The organism is Pseudomonas asiatica (assembly GCF_040214835.1).
GTDB classification, from domain to species: Bacteria; Pseudomonadota; Gammaproteobacteria; order Pseudomonadales; family Pseudomonadaceae; genus Aquipseudomonas; species Aquipseudomonas putida_Z.
On record NZ_CP157874.1, the window covers coordinates 716,467 to 730,837 of the forward strand.

The following is a 14,371-nucleotide window of genomic DNA, read 5'->3' on the forward strand; positions in this document are numbered from 1 at the left end:
CTTCGCGGGTGAACCCGCTCCCACAGGATAATCACAGACCCTGAGAGCGGAGCAGTACTTGTGGGAGCGGGTTTACCCGCGAATGGCCCAGCACTAATCCAACAGGTTGACCCCGGTCAACCCCGCTACGCTTGAATCTTCCAGAATCAGCCTTATCTATAAGGTCATCTCAGGCAGGTTTCTTCATAAACAGGCGCTGTCCATCGCTCCGACCTGCCCTTTAAAGGAAGGTACCCCATGCGAATAGACCGTTTGACCAGCAAGCTGCAGCTTGCAATATCCGATGCCCAATCCCTGGCCGTTGGCATGGACCACCCTGCCATCGAGCCCGTGCACCTGTTGCAGGCACTGCTCGAGCAGCAGGGCGGTTCGATCAAGCCGCTGCTGATGCAGGTAGGCTTCGACATCAACAGCCTGCGCCAGGCGCTGGTGAAAGAACTCGACCAGCTGCCGAAAATCCAGAACCCCACCGGCGACGTGAACATGTCGCAGGACCTGGCGCGCCTGCTCAACCAGGCCGACCGCCTGGCCCAGCAGAAGGGCGACCAGTTCATTTCCAGCGAGCTGGTGCTGCTGGCCGCCATGGACGAGAACAGCAAGCTAGGCAAGCTGTTGTTGAGCCAGGGCGTGACCAAGAAGGCCCTGGAAAATGCCATCAACAACCTGCGCGGCGGCGCGGCCGTCAACGACGCCAACGCCGAGGAATCGCGCCAGGCGCTGGACAAGTACACCGTCGACCTGACCAAGCGTGCCGAAGAAGGCAAGCTGGACCCGGTGATCGGCCGTGACGACGAAATTCGCCGTACCGTGCAGGTACTGCAACGCCGTACCAAGAACAACCCGGTGCTGATCGGTGAGCCTGGCGTAGGCAAGACCGCCATCGCCGAAGGCCTGGCCCAGCGCATCATCAATGGTGAAGTGCCCGACGGCCTCAAGGGCAAACGCCTGCTGGCGCTGGACATGGGCGCGCTGATTGCCGGTGCCAAGTACCGCGGCGAGTTCGAAGAGCGCCTCAAAGGCCTGCTGAACGAGCTGTCCAAGCAGGAAGGCCAGATCATCCTGTTCATCGATGAACTGCACACCATGGTCGGCGCCGGCAAAGGCGAGGGCGCCATGGATGCCGGCAACATGCTCAAGCCGGCCCTGGCCCGTGGCGAGCTGCACTGCGTTGGCGCGACCACGCTGAACGAGTACCGCCAGTTCATCGAGAAGGACGCGGCCCTGGAGCGCCGCTTCCAGAAGGTGCTGGTCGAGGAGCCGAGCGAGGAAGACACCATCGCCATTCTGCGTGGCCTGAAGGAGCGCTATGAAGTGCACCACAAGGTGGCCATCACCGACGGCGCCATCATTGCTGCGGCCAAGCTCAGCCACCGCTACATCACCGACCGCCAGCTGCCGGACAAGGCCATCGACCTGATCGACGAAGCGGCCAGCCGCATCCGTATGGAGATCGACTCCAAGCCGGAAGTGCTCGACCGCCTCGACCGTCGCCTGATCCAGCTGAAGGTGGAATCGCAGGCGCTGAAGAAGGAAGAGGACGAAGCGGCGAAAAAACGCCTGGAGAAGCTGACCGAGGAAATCGACCGGCTGGAGCGTGAGTACGCCGACCTGGAAGAAATCTGGGCCTCCGAGAAGGCTGAGGTGCAGGGCTCGGCGCAGATCCAGCAAAAGATCGAGCAGGCCCGCCAGGAGCTGGAGACCGCCCGTCGCAAAGGCGACCTGAGCCGCATGGCCGAGCTGCAGTACGGGGTGATCCCGGACCTGGAGCGCAGCCTGCAGATGGTCGACCAGCACGGCAAGACCGAAAACCAGTTGCTGCGCAACAAGGTCACCGAGGAAGAAATTGCCGAGGTGGTGTCGAAGTGGACCGGTATCCCGGTGGCCAAGATGCTCGAAGGCGAGCGTGAAAAGCTGCTGAAGATGGAAGAGCTGCTGCACCAGCGCGTGATCGGCCAGGGCGAGGCGGTAACCGCGGTGGCCAACGCCGTGCGCCGTTCGCGTGCCGGGCTGTCCGACCCGAACCGGCCGAGTGGCTCGTTCCTGTTCCTTGGCCCGACCGGGGTGGGCAAGACCGAGCTGTGCAAGGCGCTGGCCGAGTTCCTGTTCGACACCGAAGAGGCGATGGTGCGCATCGACATGTCCGAGTTCATGGAGAAGCATTCCGTGGCTCGCCTGATCGGTGCCCCACCAGGCTATGTAGGGTATGAAGAGGGCGGTTACCTGACCGAGGCGGTACGGCGCAAGCCATACTCGGTGGTGCTACTGGACGAGGTGGAGAAGGCCCACCCGGATGTGTTCAACGTGCTGCTGCAGGTGCTGGAAGACGGCCGCCTGACCGACAGCCACGGGCGCACCGTGGACTTCCGCAACACCGTGATCGTGATGACCTCCAACCTGGGCTCGGCGCAGATCCAGGAACTGGTGGGTGACCGCGAGGCACAGCGTGCGGCGGTGATGGATGCGGTGGGTTCGCACTTCCGTCCGGAGTTCATCAACCGTATCGACGAAGTGGTGGTGTTCGAGCCACTGGGCCGCGAGCAGATTGCCGGCATTACCGAAATCCAGCTGGGCCGCCTGCGCAGCCGCCTGCTGGAGCGCGAACTGTCGCTGAGCTTGAGCCCGGAGGCGTTGGACAAGCTGATTGCCGTGGGTTACGACCCGGTGTATGGCGCACGGCCGCTGAAGCGGGCCATCCAGCGCTGGATCGAAAACCCGTTGGCGCAGTTGATCCTGGCAGGCAAGTTCATGCCGGGGACGGCGATTACCGCCAAGGTGGAAGGCGACGAAATCGTCTTCGGCTGATCTGTTTCACCATGAGCCCCGCATCTGCGGGGCTTTTTTTGCCTGTGCAGTACCTGTGGGAGCGGGTTTACCCGCGAAGAGGCCGGTACAGCCCCAGCAAATCCGGGCCTTTCCGGCTTCCTGGATAACTAGCTGAAATTTTTGAAATTTTTGCTTGCATCTAAAAACGAGTGCCCCTAATATACGCCGCGTTGTCAGGCACTAAGCGAATCACCAGCAACATCGGTGACCGCAAAACAACTTACAAATCAGTAAGTTGAATGAAAAAAAGTGGTTGACAAGCAAAACGAAGAATGTAGAATAGCCGGCCTCAGCAGCGACAACGCGAAAGCGGGTAGCCAAAGAGACCGAAGCTAACACAAGCTTCGAAGCTGTAAAGATGTACCGAAGTTCAGTTCCGCGATAGCTCAGTCGGTAGAGCAAATGACTGTTAATCATTGGGTCCCTGGTTCGAGTCCAGGTCGCGGAGCCAATCTCGGGGTGTAGCGCAGTCCGGTAGCGCGCCTGCTTTGGGAGCAGGATGTCAGGAGTTCGAATCCCCTCACCCCGACCATTTTCCGGGTCGTTAGCTCAGTTGGTAGAGCAGTTGGCTTTTAACCAATTGGTCGTAGGTTCGAATCCTACACGACCCACCATGTAAAAAGGGCATCTCAAGCGAGATGCCCTTTTTCTTTAAGTATCACGGGGTGTAGCGCAGTCCGGTAGCGCGCCTGCTTTGGGAGCAGGATGTCAGGAGTTCGAATCCCCTCACCCCGACCATTTCCGGGTCGTTAGCTCAGTTGGTAGAGCAGTTGGCTTTTAACCAATTGGTCGTAGGTTCGAATCCTACACGACCCACCATGAAAAAAAGGGCATCTCGCATGAGATGCCCTTTTTTTTGCGTTGAATTTATCCCACAAGAATGCGCTCTTGGGCCTACACAGCCCTGTGTGGGAGCGGGTTCACCCGCGAATGCGGCAGCAGGTTCACCATCGCATTCGCGGGTAAACCCGCTCCCACAGGGCATGCTGGTGTCTGTCAGTGCAGTTTCAGGCGCGGCTCGGTACCCCGGCCAATCTTGCTACCCAGCATCATCAACGCCGTACGGAAGAACCCGTACAACGCCATCTGGTGCATCCGGTACAGCGACACGTAGAACATCCGCGCCAGCCAACCCTCCAGCTTCACGCTGCCCATCAGGTTACCCATCAGGTTGCCCACCGCCGAGAAGCGCGACAGCGACACCAGCGAACCGTAGTCCTTGTACTCATAGGTCGGCAGCGCCTTGTTCTCCAGCCGCGCCTTCAAACTCTGCGCCAGCATCGAAGCCTGCTGGTGCGCCGCCTGGGCACGTGGCGGCACGTTGCGGTCGCTACCCGGTTGCGGGCAGGCGGCGCAGTCACCGAAGGCAAAGATATTGTCGTCGCGCGTGGTCTGCAGGGTAGGGCGCACCACCAGCTGGTTGATGCGGTTGGTTTCCAGGCCATCGATGTCCTTGAGGAAACCCGGCGCACGGATACCGGCCGCCCACACCTTCAGGCTGGCCTGGATCACTTCACCGTCCTTGGTTTTCAAGCCATCCTCGGTCACTTCACTGACGGCGGCATTGGTCATCACCTTCACCCCGAGCTTTTCCAGGGTCTTGTGCACCGGCACGCTGATGCGCTCTGGCAGTGCCGGCAACACGCGCGGGCCCGCCTCGATAATGGTGATGTGCATGTCCTTGGGCTGGATGCGGTCCAGGCCATAGGCCGCCAGTTCGTGGGCAGCGTGATGCAGCTCGGCGGCCAGTTCCACACCGGTGGCACCGGCGCCGACGATGGCCACGCTGATCTTCTCGCTCGCCACGTCACCGGCATGGGCACGCAGGTAGTGGTTGAGCAACTGCTGGTGGAAGCGCTCGGCCTGCTTGCGGGTGTCGAGGAACAGGCAGTGCTGCGCCGCGCCCAGGGTGCCGAAGTCGTTGGTGTTGGAACCCACGGCAATGACCAGGGTGTCGTAGCCCAGGGTGCGCGCAGGCAGCAGCTCGCGGCCCTCTTCGTCGAGGGTGGCGGCCAGTTGAATCTGTTTGCCTTCACGGTCCAGGCCGCTCATGCGCCCCAGCTGGAAGTTGAAGTGGTTCCACTTGGCCTGGGCCACGTAGTTCAGTTCGTCTTCCGAGGAGTTCAGCGAGCCGGCGGCCACTTCGTGCAGCAGGGGCTTCCAGATGTGCGTGAGGTTGGCGTCGACCAGGGTGATCTCGGCCTGCTTGCGCTTGCCCAGGCTTTTACCCAGGCGGGTCGCCAGTTCCAGGCCGCCGGCGCCGCCGCCGACAATCACGATGCGATGAGTCATGGGGATATCTCATAAGGTTTACGGAATTCGTGGCCCCGGGGGCCGGCCGCAAACTGCACGAGGGGAGGGCGAGCGCGAAGCAGCTCATAGCACCAGTCCACTGAGCAGGCGGCTGATGAGACCCAACCCGATGGTCACGGCCACCACCAGCACAAGGAGCAGCCACGGCCGGAAGGGCCTGCGCTCGACTTGGTGCTGGGGGGCTCGCAGATACTCATCGACACGACGCTGATCTTCCGGATTCAGGCGGCTGGTCATGGTAGGGCCTCGTCAGGTAGACGTTTGTGACTGCGTAAACGCTACAGCGTTCACGCAAGCGCTTGAAACAAATGATAATGCTTTCTATCTCTGGCGCCGAGTGTACGCCATCGCAAACATTCGCTGCACTGGATCAAAGACTGATGCCCACGTCGAACACAATGCTGCGGCCCAGGTTGCCGCGCAGGAAGTCGGGCGCGTCGGGGTGGGCGAACAGCACCCGGGCAAAGGTCGGCCCGACCAGCGACAGCGAGCGCCAACCCTGGCGCAGGTATTCGGTGGGCGGCGGGAAGTGAGTGTTGAGGTCGAGCACTTCGCGCTTGAGGCTGGCGAAGGCAATGATGTCCAGCTCGTTCAGCTCCAGCCCGCGTTCCCGGTAGTTGTGCGCCTTCTTGCGCAAGGTCGGCGCCAGCCGCCCCAGCAGCTCGGTGGCACTGATGCGCCGCGGGCGCGCCTCGCGGCGTACAAGCTGCGCCAGGGAGAATGCACTGCGCCGGCGCTGCAGTTCTTCGCGCCATTCATCGTTGAGCCGGCGGCCCTCGTCGAGCACGAAAAACACCTCGAACGCCGCGTCACGGAACAGCACATCTGGCGGTTCTTGCCCGGCCGGTGTGAAGTCCTCGCTGCGGTAGGGGATGTTCAGCCCCTGCAACAGGCGTTGGCACACCCAACGCTCCCGCTCCCACTTGCGGGCGTTGGAGAGAAAGGCATTGGCTTGTTCCGCCTGGATGGTAAGCAGGCGCAGGTAGTCTGAGTCATCCATGCAGACAAGCTTAGCCGCTAATCGATGACGATAAGATGCTGTTTGTGCGCAGGAATCAGCCCGGTACCGGCGCACGGTTGCGCTACCCCTGCCAGATGAAACCGAGAATGGGTGTAGACTCGGCTTTATCCACATGGCTGCAAGGGGCATTCGTCAGGTGATCAGCGCGCAGGTGTTGTCGGGCACCACCCTTACGCTTGGCTGGCTGGGATACGTGCCGTTGCTGATCTGGGCGGTCAGCCAGGTGCGCTGGGTTGAGCTGTTCACTGACCGGCGCCGCCAGCATCTGCTGTTTGGCACGGTGTTCTGCCTGTTTGCCTTGTGGTTGGTGCGGCGCGATTTCGATACAGGGGTGTCGTACCACTTCATTGGCATGACGGCGGTCACGCTGTTGCTGGACTGGCCACTGGCGGTGCTGGGCGGGTTTATGGCCCAGCTCGGCTTGCTGGCGCTGGGGCGCCAGGACCTGGCGGCGCTGGGGGTGAATGGCTTGTTGCTGGTTGGCCTGCCGGTGCTGATAGCCGAGGCGTGCGCGATAGGGGTCGAGCGCGCCCAGCCGCGGAACCTGTTTGTGTATATCTTCTGTTCAGGGTTCTTTCCGGCGGCATTGACCGTGCTGGCCTGCCTGTCGGCTGCGCTGGGGCTGTTGTGGCTGGACGGGCGCTTCGCCATGCCGGAGTGGCTCAGCGATTTTGTCGGCTACCTGTGGCTGATGATGTTCCCCGAAGCGTTCATCAACGGCACGGTGATCAGCGCGCTGGTGGTGTTTTGCCCGGAGTGGCTGGAAACCTTCAACCGGACGCGGTATCTGCAGGCGCCGTGGAAGGAGGATGATCGTTGATTCTCTGGTGGCTGTACTGGCCCTTTCGCGGGTGAACCCGCTCCCACAGGTATTGCAACAGCCTTAAGAACAGCGAGGTCCTTGTGGGAGCGGGTTCACCCGCGAAAGGGCCCCTGAAGGACAACTTGGCTATCGGATCAATGCCGCGGCTCCAGGTCCCCCGAGTACAGCTCATCCTCGGACTCTTCCGCCCCCGGAATCTTGTGCTCCTCCGCCGCCCAGGCGCCCAGGTCGATCAGCTTGCAACGGTCCGAACAGAACGGCCGGAACGGGCTTTTCTCGTTCCATTCCACAGGTGCGCCACAGGTCGGGCAATCGACGGTCAATGGCTGGCTCATGGCTGGCCTCCTCGTAAAGTCAGGTAAAAGTGGTGCAGGCGGTCAATCTGCTGATGCAGCGCGGCCAGGTCGCCGTCATTGACCACCACATCATCGGCATGGCGCAGGCGCTCCTCGCGGGCCAGCTGGGCCTTGAGAATGGCCTGCACCTGCTCGGCGCTGGTGTTGTCACGCGCCAGGGTACGCGCCACCTGCAGCTCCTGCGGCGCATCGATCACCAGCACCCGCTGGGTCTTCTGGTACTGGCCCGACTCGATCAGCAGCGGCGACACATACACCGCATACGGCGACTCCGCCTTGGCCAGGTAGCTGAAAATCTCCTGCCCGATCAACGGGTGCAGCAATTGCTCCAGCCATTTGCGCTGCGCCGGGTCGGCGAAGATCAGCTGGCGCAGGGCGGCACGATCGAGTTGACCGTCCGCCTGCAGCACGCCGGCGCCGAAGCGCTCGACGATGCTGGCCAGGGCGGGTCGGCCAGGCTCGACAACCCAACGCGCCGCCTGGTCGGCATCGACCAGATGCACGCCAAGCTCGACGAAACGCTCGGCAGCGGCGCTCTTGCCGCTACCAATGCCGCCGGTCAGGCCGAGAATCCAGGGGGTAAAGGCCGCAGTGGTCATCAGAATCCAAGCAGGTTTGTGTATGAGGCGTATATTTCATCACCCCAGAGCACGGCAATCCACCCCGCAATCGCCAGATAGGGGCCAAACGGGATCGCCGTGCCCATGGCATGGCGGCGCAAGCGCAACAGGCACAGCCCAGCCAGCGCCCCGACCACCGACGACAGCAGCAGGGTCAACGGCAACACCTGCCAGCCACCCCAGGCCCCGATCAGCGCCATCAGCTTGAAGTCGCCATAGCCCATGCCCTCCTTGCCGGTAACCAGCTTGAACACCCAGTACACCGTCCACAGGCTGAGGTACCCGGCCACCGCGCCCCACAACGCACTGGTCAGCGGGACGTAGAGGCCGAAGGCGTTGACGATCAGCCCCAGCCACAGCATCGGCAACACCAGCGCATCCGGAAGCAACTGGTGCTCGGCATCGATCAGGCTCAGGGCCAGCAGGCACCAGGTCAGCGGCAGCGCCAGCAAGGCCTCGGGCGAAGCACCAAAGCGCCAGGCCACCACCAGCGACAGCAGCGCGCTGGCTAACTCCACCAATGGGTAGCGCGGGCTGATGCGGGTTTTGCAGGCTGAACAACGCCCGCGCAGGACCAGGTAGCTGATGACCGGAATGTTCTCCCATGCGCGAATCCGATGCGCACAATGCGGGCAGCGCGAGGCGGGTAGCCACAGGTCGAAACGCTCGTGCGGCGTGATCGGCAACTCCAGCATTTCCTGCGCCTCACGCTGCCATTGCCGCTCCAGCATGATCGGCAGGCGGTACACCAGCACATTGAGAAAACTGCCCACCAGCAGGCCGAGCACCGTGGCCAGGGTGAGAAAGTACGCCGGCTGCTCAGCCAGCAAAGTCCATAAAGTCATGTTCAGATCAAGCTACCCAACTGGAAGATCGGCAGGTACATCGCCACCACCAGGCCGCCCACCAGCAAGCCCAGGACCAGCACGATGGCCGGCTCCAGCAGGCTGGTCAACTGGTCCAGCGCCTGGCTGACCTGTTCCTCGTAATGGCTGGCGGCTTTTTCCAGCATCTGGTCCAGCGTGCCGCTGGACTCCCCGATGGCCGTCAGTTGCACCAGCAGCGGCGGAAACAGCGGCTCAGCGGCCATCGCCTGGTGCAGCCCCTGCCCATTGGCCATGCCCTGGCGCAGCCGCAACACCGCCTGTTCATGCAGGTCGCCACCACTGACCCTGGCCACCGTGCCCAGCGCATCCAGCAACGGCACCCCGGCGGAGTAGGACGTTGCCAGGCTGCGCGCAAAGCGCGCCAGCGCCGCCTGCCCCAGCAGCGTGCCGAACACCGGCAAACCCAGCACTCGGCGAGATATCCACAGGCGTGCTGGCGCGTGCTGCCGGTAGAGCTGGCGCATGGCAACACCCAGCACCACACCCATCACCAGCAACAGCGGCGCAAAGCGGCTCAGCCCTGTGGACAAGTCGATCACCCATTGGGTAAATGCCGGCAACGCCACGCCCATGCCAGAGAACATGCTCTCGAATTTCGGAATCACTTCCAGCAACAAGATCGCCGACACCCCCAGCCCCGTCAGCAACAGCAGCAGCGGGTAGATCATCGCCTTGCGCACCTTCTTGTGCAGCACCCGACGCTGCTCTAGCATGCCCGCCAGCTGTTCCAGCTGCCGGTCGAGCGTGCCGGACTGCTCACCCACCCGCACCAGGTTGCAGTACAGCGCATCGAACCAGCCCGGGTGGCGCTGCAACGCATCCGCCAGCCCCAGGCCCGAGGCCACATCCTGTTTCAATCTATCCAGCAATGCCGCCTGCGCCCCATCACAGCCACTGCGCCCCATTACCTCGAACGCCTGCAGCAGCGGCACCCCGGCCTTGAGCAAGGTCGCCAACTGCCGGCTGAACCCCGCCGGGTCAGCCTTTGCCCGCCGTTTCGGCAAACTGAACTGCAGTCCGCCGGCAGGCCGCAAACTGGCGACCTTGATGCCCTGGCGGATAAGCCCGGCACGCACATAGGCCGGGCTGCGCCCGGACGTTTGCCCGCTGACCGGCGTGCCGTTGGCGTCAGTGCCGTGCCAGGTGTAGAGGAGTGTGGATTGGGTCATGCAAAGGTCCTTTTTCTGCCCGTGCGACAAGCCTGGAAACAGCTTGCCGCGCCCATGCGAGGGCGTGCTTCCGAGATGCTCACTAGAGTAGTTCAGCGAAGACGACGCCCGAGCGGGCAGGGGTGACAAAAGGTGTCTGTTCAGGCCTACTGCGCCGCTGCCAGCCGGGGTCGAGCCTGACCTCAACGAGTACGCGTATCAAAAAGGAAAACGTTCATGAAAGGGCAACGCGGTATCACCCTGATCGAACTGATGATCGTCGTCGCGATCATCGGCATTCTGGCGACCATCGCCTTACCGATGTACACCAACCACCAGTCACGCTCCAAGGCCGCGGCCGGGTTGCTGGAGATCAGCGCGCTGAAGACGGCGATGGACCTGCGGTTGAATGATGGGAAGGACGTGGGGGATGCGGCCGCGCTGGGTGGCCAGCCGGCGACGGCGCACTGTGCGATCACGGCTAGCGGCAAGGCGGCGGATGGCACCGGGAGCATCGTGTGCACGCTGGTGGATGCGCCGGCCACTGTGCTCGGCAAGGCACTGACCCTGACGCGTTCGGCTACTGGGTGGGCGTGTACGACCAACATCGAGGAAGACCTGGCGCCGAAGGGGTGCAAGGCGCCTTGAGGGTGGGGCAATAAACTAGCGGAAACAGGGGTTTGCGTAACGGGTGCGAGCAGTGGTACGTTGCGCTACACGCCGGTGTAGCTCAGTCGGTAGAGCAGCGCACTCGTAACGCGAAGGTCGCAGGTTCGATTCCTGTCTCCGGCACCAGTCAATAGATTCATGCAGTGCCAAGCAGTCGCATGAAACCCCTCAGAAGCCCGCCTAGTGCGGGCTTTCTGTTTCATGCGGTGCCATCCGATCCCATCCCAGCCCTTGCTATCTGAGTACCCCTGCGAGTACCTTTGCGCTGTTCAATAATCTATGGGTACTCGGATGCCTTTGACAGCGCTGCAAGTGAAGAACGCTGCACCCCGCGAAAAGGATTTTGGCCTTGCTGACGGAGGTGGCTTATTCCTCTGGATTCGAGCCGCCGGCGGTAAGTCTTGGCGCTTCCGTTTCAGGCTGGACGGTAAGCAGTCACACATTTCTTTGGGCACTATCGACAACGTTACGTTGGCGCAGGCTCGCCAGCTTGCGTTTGATGCACGCCAGCTGGTTTCCCAGGGGCGGCATCCAGGCCTTGAGAGAAAGGTCGCTCGGGCCCAGGCGGCAATTTCTCGTGCCAATACCTTCAAAAATCTCGCATTGGAGTGGCATCAGCATAAATCTGCACGCTGGTCAGAAGGGTATGCGACTGACGTCATCGAGGCTTTTGAGCTGGACATCTTTCCGCAGGTTGGAAGCTTGCCCCTGTCTGAGATCAAGCCTATGCAGTGGTTACAGGTCTTCCGCCGCATAGAGTCACGTGGGGCTTTGGAAAAGCTACGCAAGGTTCGACAGCGCTGCCAAGAGGTGTACCGCTTTGCAATTGCCACGGGCAGGGTCGAATACAACCCCATCGCAGATATCGGAGGGGCACTTCAAACGCCTACCTCCCGGCATTATCCCTTCCTTCCTATCGCTGAAATCCCAGATCTGATTCGAGGCTTCCAGGCGTGCCCAGGTCATGACGTGGTGAAAATTGCTACCCGTTTGCTAATTCTCACGGGTGTACGGACTGCTGAGCTCAGAGGGGCGCCGTGGTCTGAGTTTGACCTCGAAAATGCCCTTTGGACGATTCCGGCTCAGCGGATGAAAATGCGCCGGGCCCATCTAGTTCCTCTGCCGAAACAAGCTGTGTCTGCACTGCGTGAGCTAGAAAGCATCACCGGTGGCTACACGCTCGCATTTCCTGGTCGGAATGACCCCGCTAAGCCGATGAGCGAGGCCGCCATCAATCAGCTGTTGAAACGCTCGGGTTACGACGGCAGAGCCACAGGGCATGGGTTCCGTCACACAATGTCTACCACCCTGCATGAGCAGGGGTACCGCAGCGAGTGGGTGGAAACCCAACTGGCGCATGTGGACAAGAACAGTATTCGAGGAACCTATAATCACGCTCAGTACCTTGAAGGGCGTCGTGAAATGCTTCAGTGGTATGCCAACCATTTAGATGCTTTGTCATGTGGGGCTGCCGAGATTTCTATTAAAGGAAGAGAGAGTGCACAGTGAGTGATGATTTTATGCGCCTGTGTGATCTGGTGCCGAGATACGCTCGATTCCACAAAATTAGCCCGAAAGAAGCTGCATACGCGCTGTATGAACTGATTGAGAGATTATATGTTGAGTACGGTGTAAATCGATTTCTTCCCAATTCGGTTAATGATGTTTTTTGGGTGGGTTGTTTTGGAAGTCATGACCGATCCCCCAGAACTCATGTGATCTATTTTCAGGAGTTAAGCAAGTATTTCTACGAGCTTTTTTGCTCGCCGAGCAAGGGTGATAAAAATAAACTAAGCTGTTATTGTGAGGAGGCGCAGCGGTCGATAGATGTTCCTGATAGCGTAGTTTGTTTTTCAGGGTCAGTCTTAGTAGAGTGGATTTTTAATGCAGGGTTTGAAAGTCCAGATTTTCTGTTAAGTACTAATTTAGCTGAGAAAGCTAAGGATAGGAGAAATGGCGGACTCAATGAGCAGGAGTTGGGTACTGTCATCAAGATTGTAAATGGTCTGGTTGATATAATAAAGGCAGTTGATAAGGCTCATCGTGAGTTGCCGACTAATTATGATGATAAGGTTAGCTCAAGTAATATCAAGCGTTATGCCTGTACGCTCAGTAGCCCGCCGCGTAAGAACTCTGATGTGTGCTCTACCTTGATAGCTCTCGCGGAGGAGGCTGGAGTTGACATGCCTTCATATCATGGAACCATGCGAAAATATATGGGTATCCAGTCCAAGTCGGATACAAAGGCGTGACTTATCCTTAGCGAAAATCTTGAGGAACCCTATGAGAATTTGAGGTTCCTCATGACTCCTCTACTGTGGTGCCATTGAATGCCTAGCCATCCAATCCGGCCTCAGGAGGGCCCTAGATGGCTAATCAGTCTGTCTCACCATTGTTGCTTCGCCTGCCGGGAGTATGTGCCCTTGTGGGGCTGAGCAAATCTCAGATCTACCGCTTGATTCGAGCCGGTGAGTTTCCTCCGGGTATCTCACTAGGGGCGAACTCTGTGGCATGGCCAGCGGAGCATGTGAATGCGTGGATCGCTGAGAAAATTAAAGCGTCGCAGGGGTGATGCATTTGTCATCCGATCATGCGCGTATCGTAAGGGAGGCTCGTCCAGGTGAATCTTGGGCGCAAGCTGAGGCTAGGCTTAATGGAAAGCGAATCCAAGATCAAGCGCGTCCAGGTGAATCATGGCAGGAGTTAAATGCTAGACGTCGTGAAATTGTCGCAAGTAAAAATGAGGAAGAGGTTGAGTTGGTTGATTGTTTTATAACAGCTGACGGTATTGCGATAAAAGATTGTCGGCATTTTATGGATGTTGCGTTGTTTCGCATGTCCAAAAAGGAAAAGCGTGCTGGTGAAGTTATCAGGTATAACTTGGTGGATGGCTATGTCGAGGTGAAAGCTGGACCGGATGGAATGGCAACGATCTGGGACTACGATATTGTGCTGATGCTGGTATCGCATTTGACCGAGTCAATGAATCGCTTTAAAAATGGCCGTGGGGCAATGCCGGGTCGTATTTTTACAATGCATGTCTCGGATGTGCTTAAGTTTAGCCAGCGCGGCGATGGTGGTGGTCAGTCGGAAAGAGTTGAATCAGCATTGGATCGTTTGAAAGGCACTGTAGTCAAAAGCGTGTTTTCTCGTACTGTGCATAAAGGGAAGCTCATAATGCGTGAGGTGAAAAGTGAGAGTTTGATTAGTGGCTACCGTGTGCTTTCCGTCACAGGCATCGGTAGAGTAGATCGCGTTGAGATTGAAGTGCCTAATTGGATCTATTCGCAGGTGACTCGCAGTCCAAGATCTGCAGTTCTGACTGTGAGTCCAGAGTTTTTTCTTATCGAGTCCGCTCTAGGGCGCTTTGTTTATCGTTTGGCTCGACGTGCGGCGGGGAATGACAAGGCTCGGTGGGGATTCCGAACGATATATGAGCGAAGCGGTATTACTCGATTTAAGGAGTTTTGTCGATCTTTGAGAAATCTTATTAAGTTGAATAACCTCCCAGAGTATGAATTGCACGAGGAGGCAGGACAATCCGGTCCGCAACTGCTCATGACACGACGGGGGTGGGATTCGGGCTGTGGATAACCCGTCCATTACCCACCACCTTCCGTCCATTGCACACCAGCTTCCGTCGATTACCCACTAATCCCCGTCGATTGCACACTCCTGATATTCTTATGCTATTGAAAAATAAGGGATTTA

14 protein-coding genes and 6 tRNA genes are annotated in these 14,371 nt (G+C 59.5%); 13 read left to right on the top strand and 7 right to left on the bottom strand.

Going from position 1 to position 14,371, the window contains the following annotated elements:
• Nucleotides 1-237 precede the first annotated feature (237 nt).
• The 6 genes from clpB (at nt 238) to ABNP31_RS03280 (ending at nt 3,642) form a co-directional block, all read left to right on the top strand.
• Nucleotides 238-2,802: an ATP-dependent chaperone ClpB gene (gene clpB / locus ABNP31_RS03255; protein WP_025337607.1), complete on the top strand. Its 2,565-nt coding sequence runs from the start codon at nt 238-240 to the stop codon at nt 2,800-2,802.
• Between the two features lie 396 nt (nt 2,803-3,198).
• Nucleotides 3,199-3,274: transfer RNA gene (locus ABNP31_RS03260), tRNA-Asn, on the top strand.
• Nucleotides 3,275-3,278: 4 nt separating this feature from the next.
• Nucleotides 3,279-3,355: transfer RNA gene (locus ABNP31_RS03265), tRNA-Pro, on the top strand.
• Nucleotides 3,356-3,361: 6 nt separating this feature from the next.
• Nucleotides 3,362-3,437 (top strand) — tRNA-Lys (locus ABNP31_RS03270).
• 47 nt (nt 3,438-3,484) lie between these two features.
• Nucleotides 3,485-3,561 (top strand) — tRNA-Pro (locus tag ABNP31_RS03275).
• Nucleotides 3,562-3,566: 5 nt separating this feature from the next.
• Nucleotides 3,567-3,642 (top strand) — tRNA-Lys (locus tag ABNP31_RS03280).
• Between the two features lie 177 nt (nt 3,643-3,819).
• Here the strand turns inward: ABNP31_RS03280 and ABNP31_RS03285 are convergent.
• The 3 genes from ABNP31_RS03285 to ABNP31_RS03295 all read right to left on the bottom strand — a co-directional run bounded on the left by ABNP31_RS03285 (nt 3,820) and on the right by ABNP31_RS03295 (nt 6,136).
• Nucleotides 3,820-5,115, bottom strand: coding sequence for an NAD(P)/FAD-dependent oxidoreductase (locus ABNP31_RS03285; protein ID WP_025337608.1), 1,296 nt, complete (start codon nt 5,113-5,115; stop codon nt 3,820-3,822).
• Nucleotides 5,116-5,199: 84 nt separating this feature from the next.
• Nucleotides 5,200-5,373, bottom strand: coding sequence for a DUF3094 family protein (locus tag ABNP31_RS03290; protein ID WP_013970765.1), 174 nt, complete (start codon nt 5,371-5,373; stop codon nt 5,200-5,202).
• A 133-nt stretch (nt 5,374-5,506) separates the two neighbouring features.
• Entirely contained in the window at nt 5,507-6,136 is a 630-nt protein-coding gene (locus ABNP31_RS03295) for a DUF1780 domain-containing protein (protein ID WP_013970766.1), read from the bottom strand.
• Between the two features lie 133 nt (nt 6,137-6,269).
• On the opposite strand from ABNP31_RS03295, the gene ABNP31_RS03300 reads away from it, so the two are divergent.
• The gene (locus ABNP31_RS03300; RefSeq protein WP_085618693.1) at nt 6,270-6,977 is read left to right on the top strand and encodes an energy-coupling factor ABC transporter permease; all 708 of its coding nucleotides are present in this window, start codon (nt 6,270-6,272) and stop codon (nt 6,975-6,977) included.
• A 137-nt stretch (nt 6,978-7,114) separates the two neighbouring features.
• Here the strand turns inward: ABNP31_RS03300 and yacG are convergent, their stop codons facing one another.
• The 4 genes from yacG to ABNP31_RS03320 are packed head-to-tail and all read right to left on the bottom strand — an operon-like array spanning nt 7,115 to nt 10,012.
• Nucleotides 7,115-7,315 (bottom strand): DNA gyrase inhibitor YacG, encoded by a 201-nt coding sequence (gene yacG, locus ABNP31_RS03305; RefSeq protein WP_003260624.1) that lies wholly within the window; start codon nt 7,313-7,315, stop codon nt 7,115-7,117.
• Nucleotides 7,312-7,935, bottom strand: coding sequence for a dephospho-CoA kinase (coaE, locus tag ABNP31_RS03310; RefSeq protein WP_075043664.1), 624 nt, complete (start codon nt 7,933-7,935; stop codon nt 7,312-7,314). Before coaE ends, yacG begins: the two co-directional genes overlap by 4 nt.
• Nucleotides 7,935-8,801, bottom strand: coding sequence for a prepilin peptidase (locus tag ABNP31_RS03315; protein WP_085665707.1), 867 nt, complete (start codon nt 8,799-8,801; stop codon nt 7,935-7,937). Before ABNP31_RS03315 ends, coaE begins: the two co-directional genes overlap by 1 nt.
• 2 nt (nt 8,802-8,803) lie before the next feature.
• Nucleotides 8,804-10,012, bottom strand: coding sequence for a type II secretion system F family protein (locus tag ABNP31_RS03320; protein ID WP_350012986.1), 1,209 nt, complete (start codon nt 10,010-10,012; stop codon nt 8,804-8,806).
• A 216-nt stretch (nt 10,013-10,228) separates the two neighbouring features.
• On the opposite strand from ABNP31_RS03320, the gene ABNP31_RS03325 reads away from it, so the two are divergent.
• The 6 genes from ABNP31_RS03325 (at nt 10,229) to ABNP31_RS03350 (ending at nt 14,254) form a co-directional block, all read left to right on the top strand.
• A complete protein-coding gene (locus ABNP31_RS03325) occupies nt 10,229-10,639 on the top strand; it encodes a pilin (protein ID WP_350012987.1) in 411 nt (136 codons plus the stop codon).
• Between the two features lie 71 nt (nt 10,640-10,710).
• Nucleotides 10,711-10,786 (top strand) — tRNA-Thr (locus tag ABNP31_RS03330).
• A gap of 165 nt (nt 10,787-10,951) precedes the next feature.
• The gene (locus ABNP31_RS03335) at nt 10,952-12,169 is read left to right on the top strand and encodes a tyrosine-type recombinase/integrase (RefSeq protein ID WP_054881355.1); all 1,218 of its coding nucleotides are present in this window, start codon (nt 10,952-10,954) and stop codon (nt 12,167-12,169) included.
• Nucleotides 12,166-12,912 (top strand): hypothetical protein, encoded by a 747-nt coding sequence (locus ABNP31_RS03340; protein ID WP_350012988.1) that lies wholly within the window; start codon nt 12,166-12,168, stop codon nt 12,910-12,912. Before ABNP31_RS03335 ends, ABNP31_RS03340 begins: the two co-directional genes overlap by 4 nt.
• 116 nt (nt 12,913-13,028) lie before the next feature.
• Nucleotides 13,029-13,232 (top strand): helix-turn-helix transcriptional regulator, encoded by a 204-nt coding sequence (locus ABNP31_RS03345; RefSeq protein ID WP_082438022.1) that lies wholly within the window; start codon nt 13,029-13,031, stop codon nt 13,230-13,232.
• A complete protein-coding gene (locus tag ABNP31_RS03350; RefSeq protein ID WP_350012989.1) occupies nt 13,232-14,254 on the top strand; it encodes a replication initiator protein A in 1,023 nt (340 codons plus the stop codon). Before ABNP31_RS03345 ends, ABNP31_RS03350 begins: the two co-directional genes overlap by 1 nt.
• Nucleotides 14,255-14,371 lie beyond the last annotated feature (117 nt).

Excerpts from the sequence above, each read along its gene's own strand:
- ABNP31_RS03290 (WP_013970765.1), bottom strand. The coding sequence starts at position 5,373 with ATGACCAGCCGCCTGAATCCGGAAGATCAGCGTCGTGTCGATGAGTAT.
- ABNP31_RS03285 (WP_025337608.1), bottom strand. The coding sequence starts at position 5,115 with ATGACTCATCGCATCGTGATTGTCGGCGGCGGCGCCGGCGGCCTGGAA.
- ABNP31_RS03325 (WP_350012987.1), top strand. The coding sequence starts at position 10,229 with ATGAAAGGGCAACGCGGTATCACCCTGATCGAACTGATGATCGTCGTC.
- ABNP31_RS03350 (WP_350012989.1), top strand. The coding sequence starts at position 13,232 with ATGCATTTGTCATCCGATCATGCGCGTATCGTAAGGGAGGCTCGTCCA.
- ABNP31_RS03320 (WP_350012986.1), bottom strand. The coding sequence starts at position 10,012 with ATGACCCAATCCACACTCCTCTACACCTGGCACGGCACTGACGCCAAC.
- ABNP31_RS03345 (WP_082438022.1), top strand. The coding sequence starts at position 13,029 with ATGGCTAATCAGTCTGTCTCACCATTGTTGCTTCGCCTGCCGGGAGTA.
- ABNP31_RS03300 (WP_085618693.1), top strand. The coding sequence starts at position 6,270 with ATGGCTGCAAGGGGCATTCGTCAGGTGATCAGCGCGCAGGTGTTGTCG.
- clpB (WP_025337607.1), top strand. The coding sequence starts at position 238 with ATGCGAATAGACCGTTTGACCAGCAAGCTGCAGCTTGCAATATCCGAT.
- yacG (WP_003260624.1), bottom strand. The coding sequence starts at position 7,315 with ATGAGCCAGCCATTGACCGTCGATTGCCCGACCTGTGGCGCACCTGTG.
- coaE (WP_075043664.1), bottom strand. The coding sequence starts at position 7,935 with ATGACCACTGCGGCCTTTACCCCCTGGATTCTCGGCCTGACCGGCGGC.
- ABNP31_RS03295 (WP_013970766.1), bottom strand. The coding sequence starts at position 6,136 with ATGGATGACTCAGACTACCTGCGCCTGCTTACCATCCAGGCGGAACAA.
- ABNP31_RS03335 (WP_054881355.1), top strand. The coding sequence starts at position 10,952 with ATGCCTTTGACAGCGCTGCAAGTGAAGAACGCTGCACCCCGCGAAAAG.
- ABNP31_RS03315 (WP_085665707.1), bottom strand. The coding sequence starts at position 8,801 with ATGACTTTATGGACTTTGCTGGCTGAGCAGCCGGCGTACTTTCTCACC.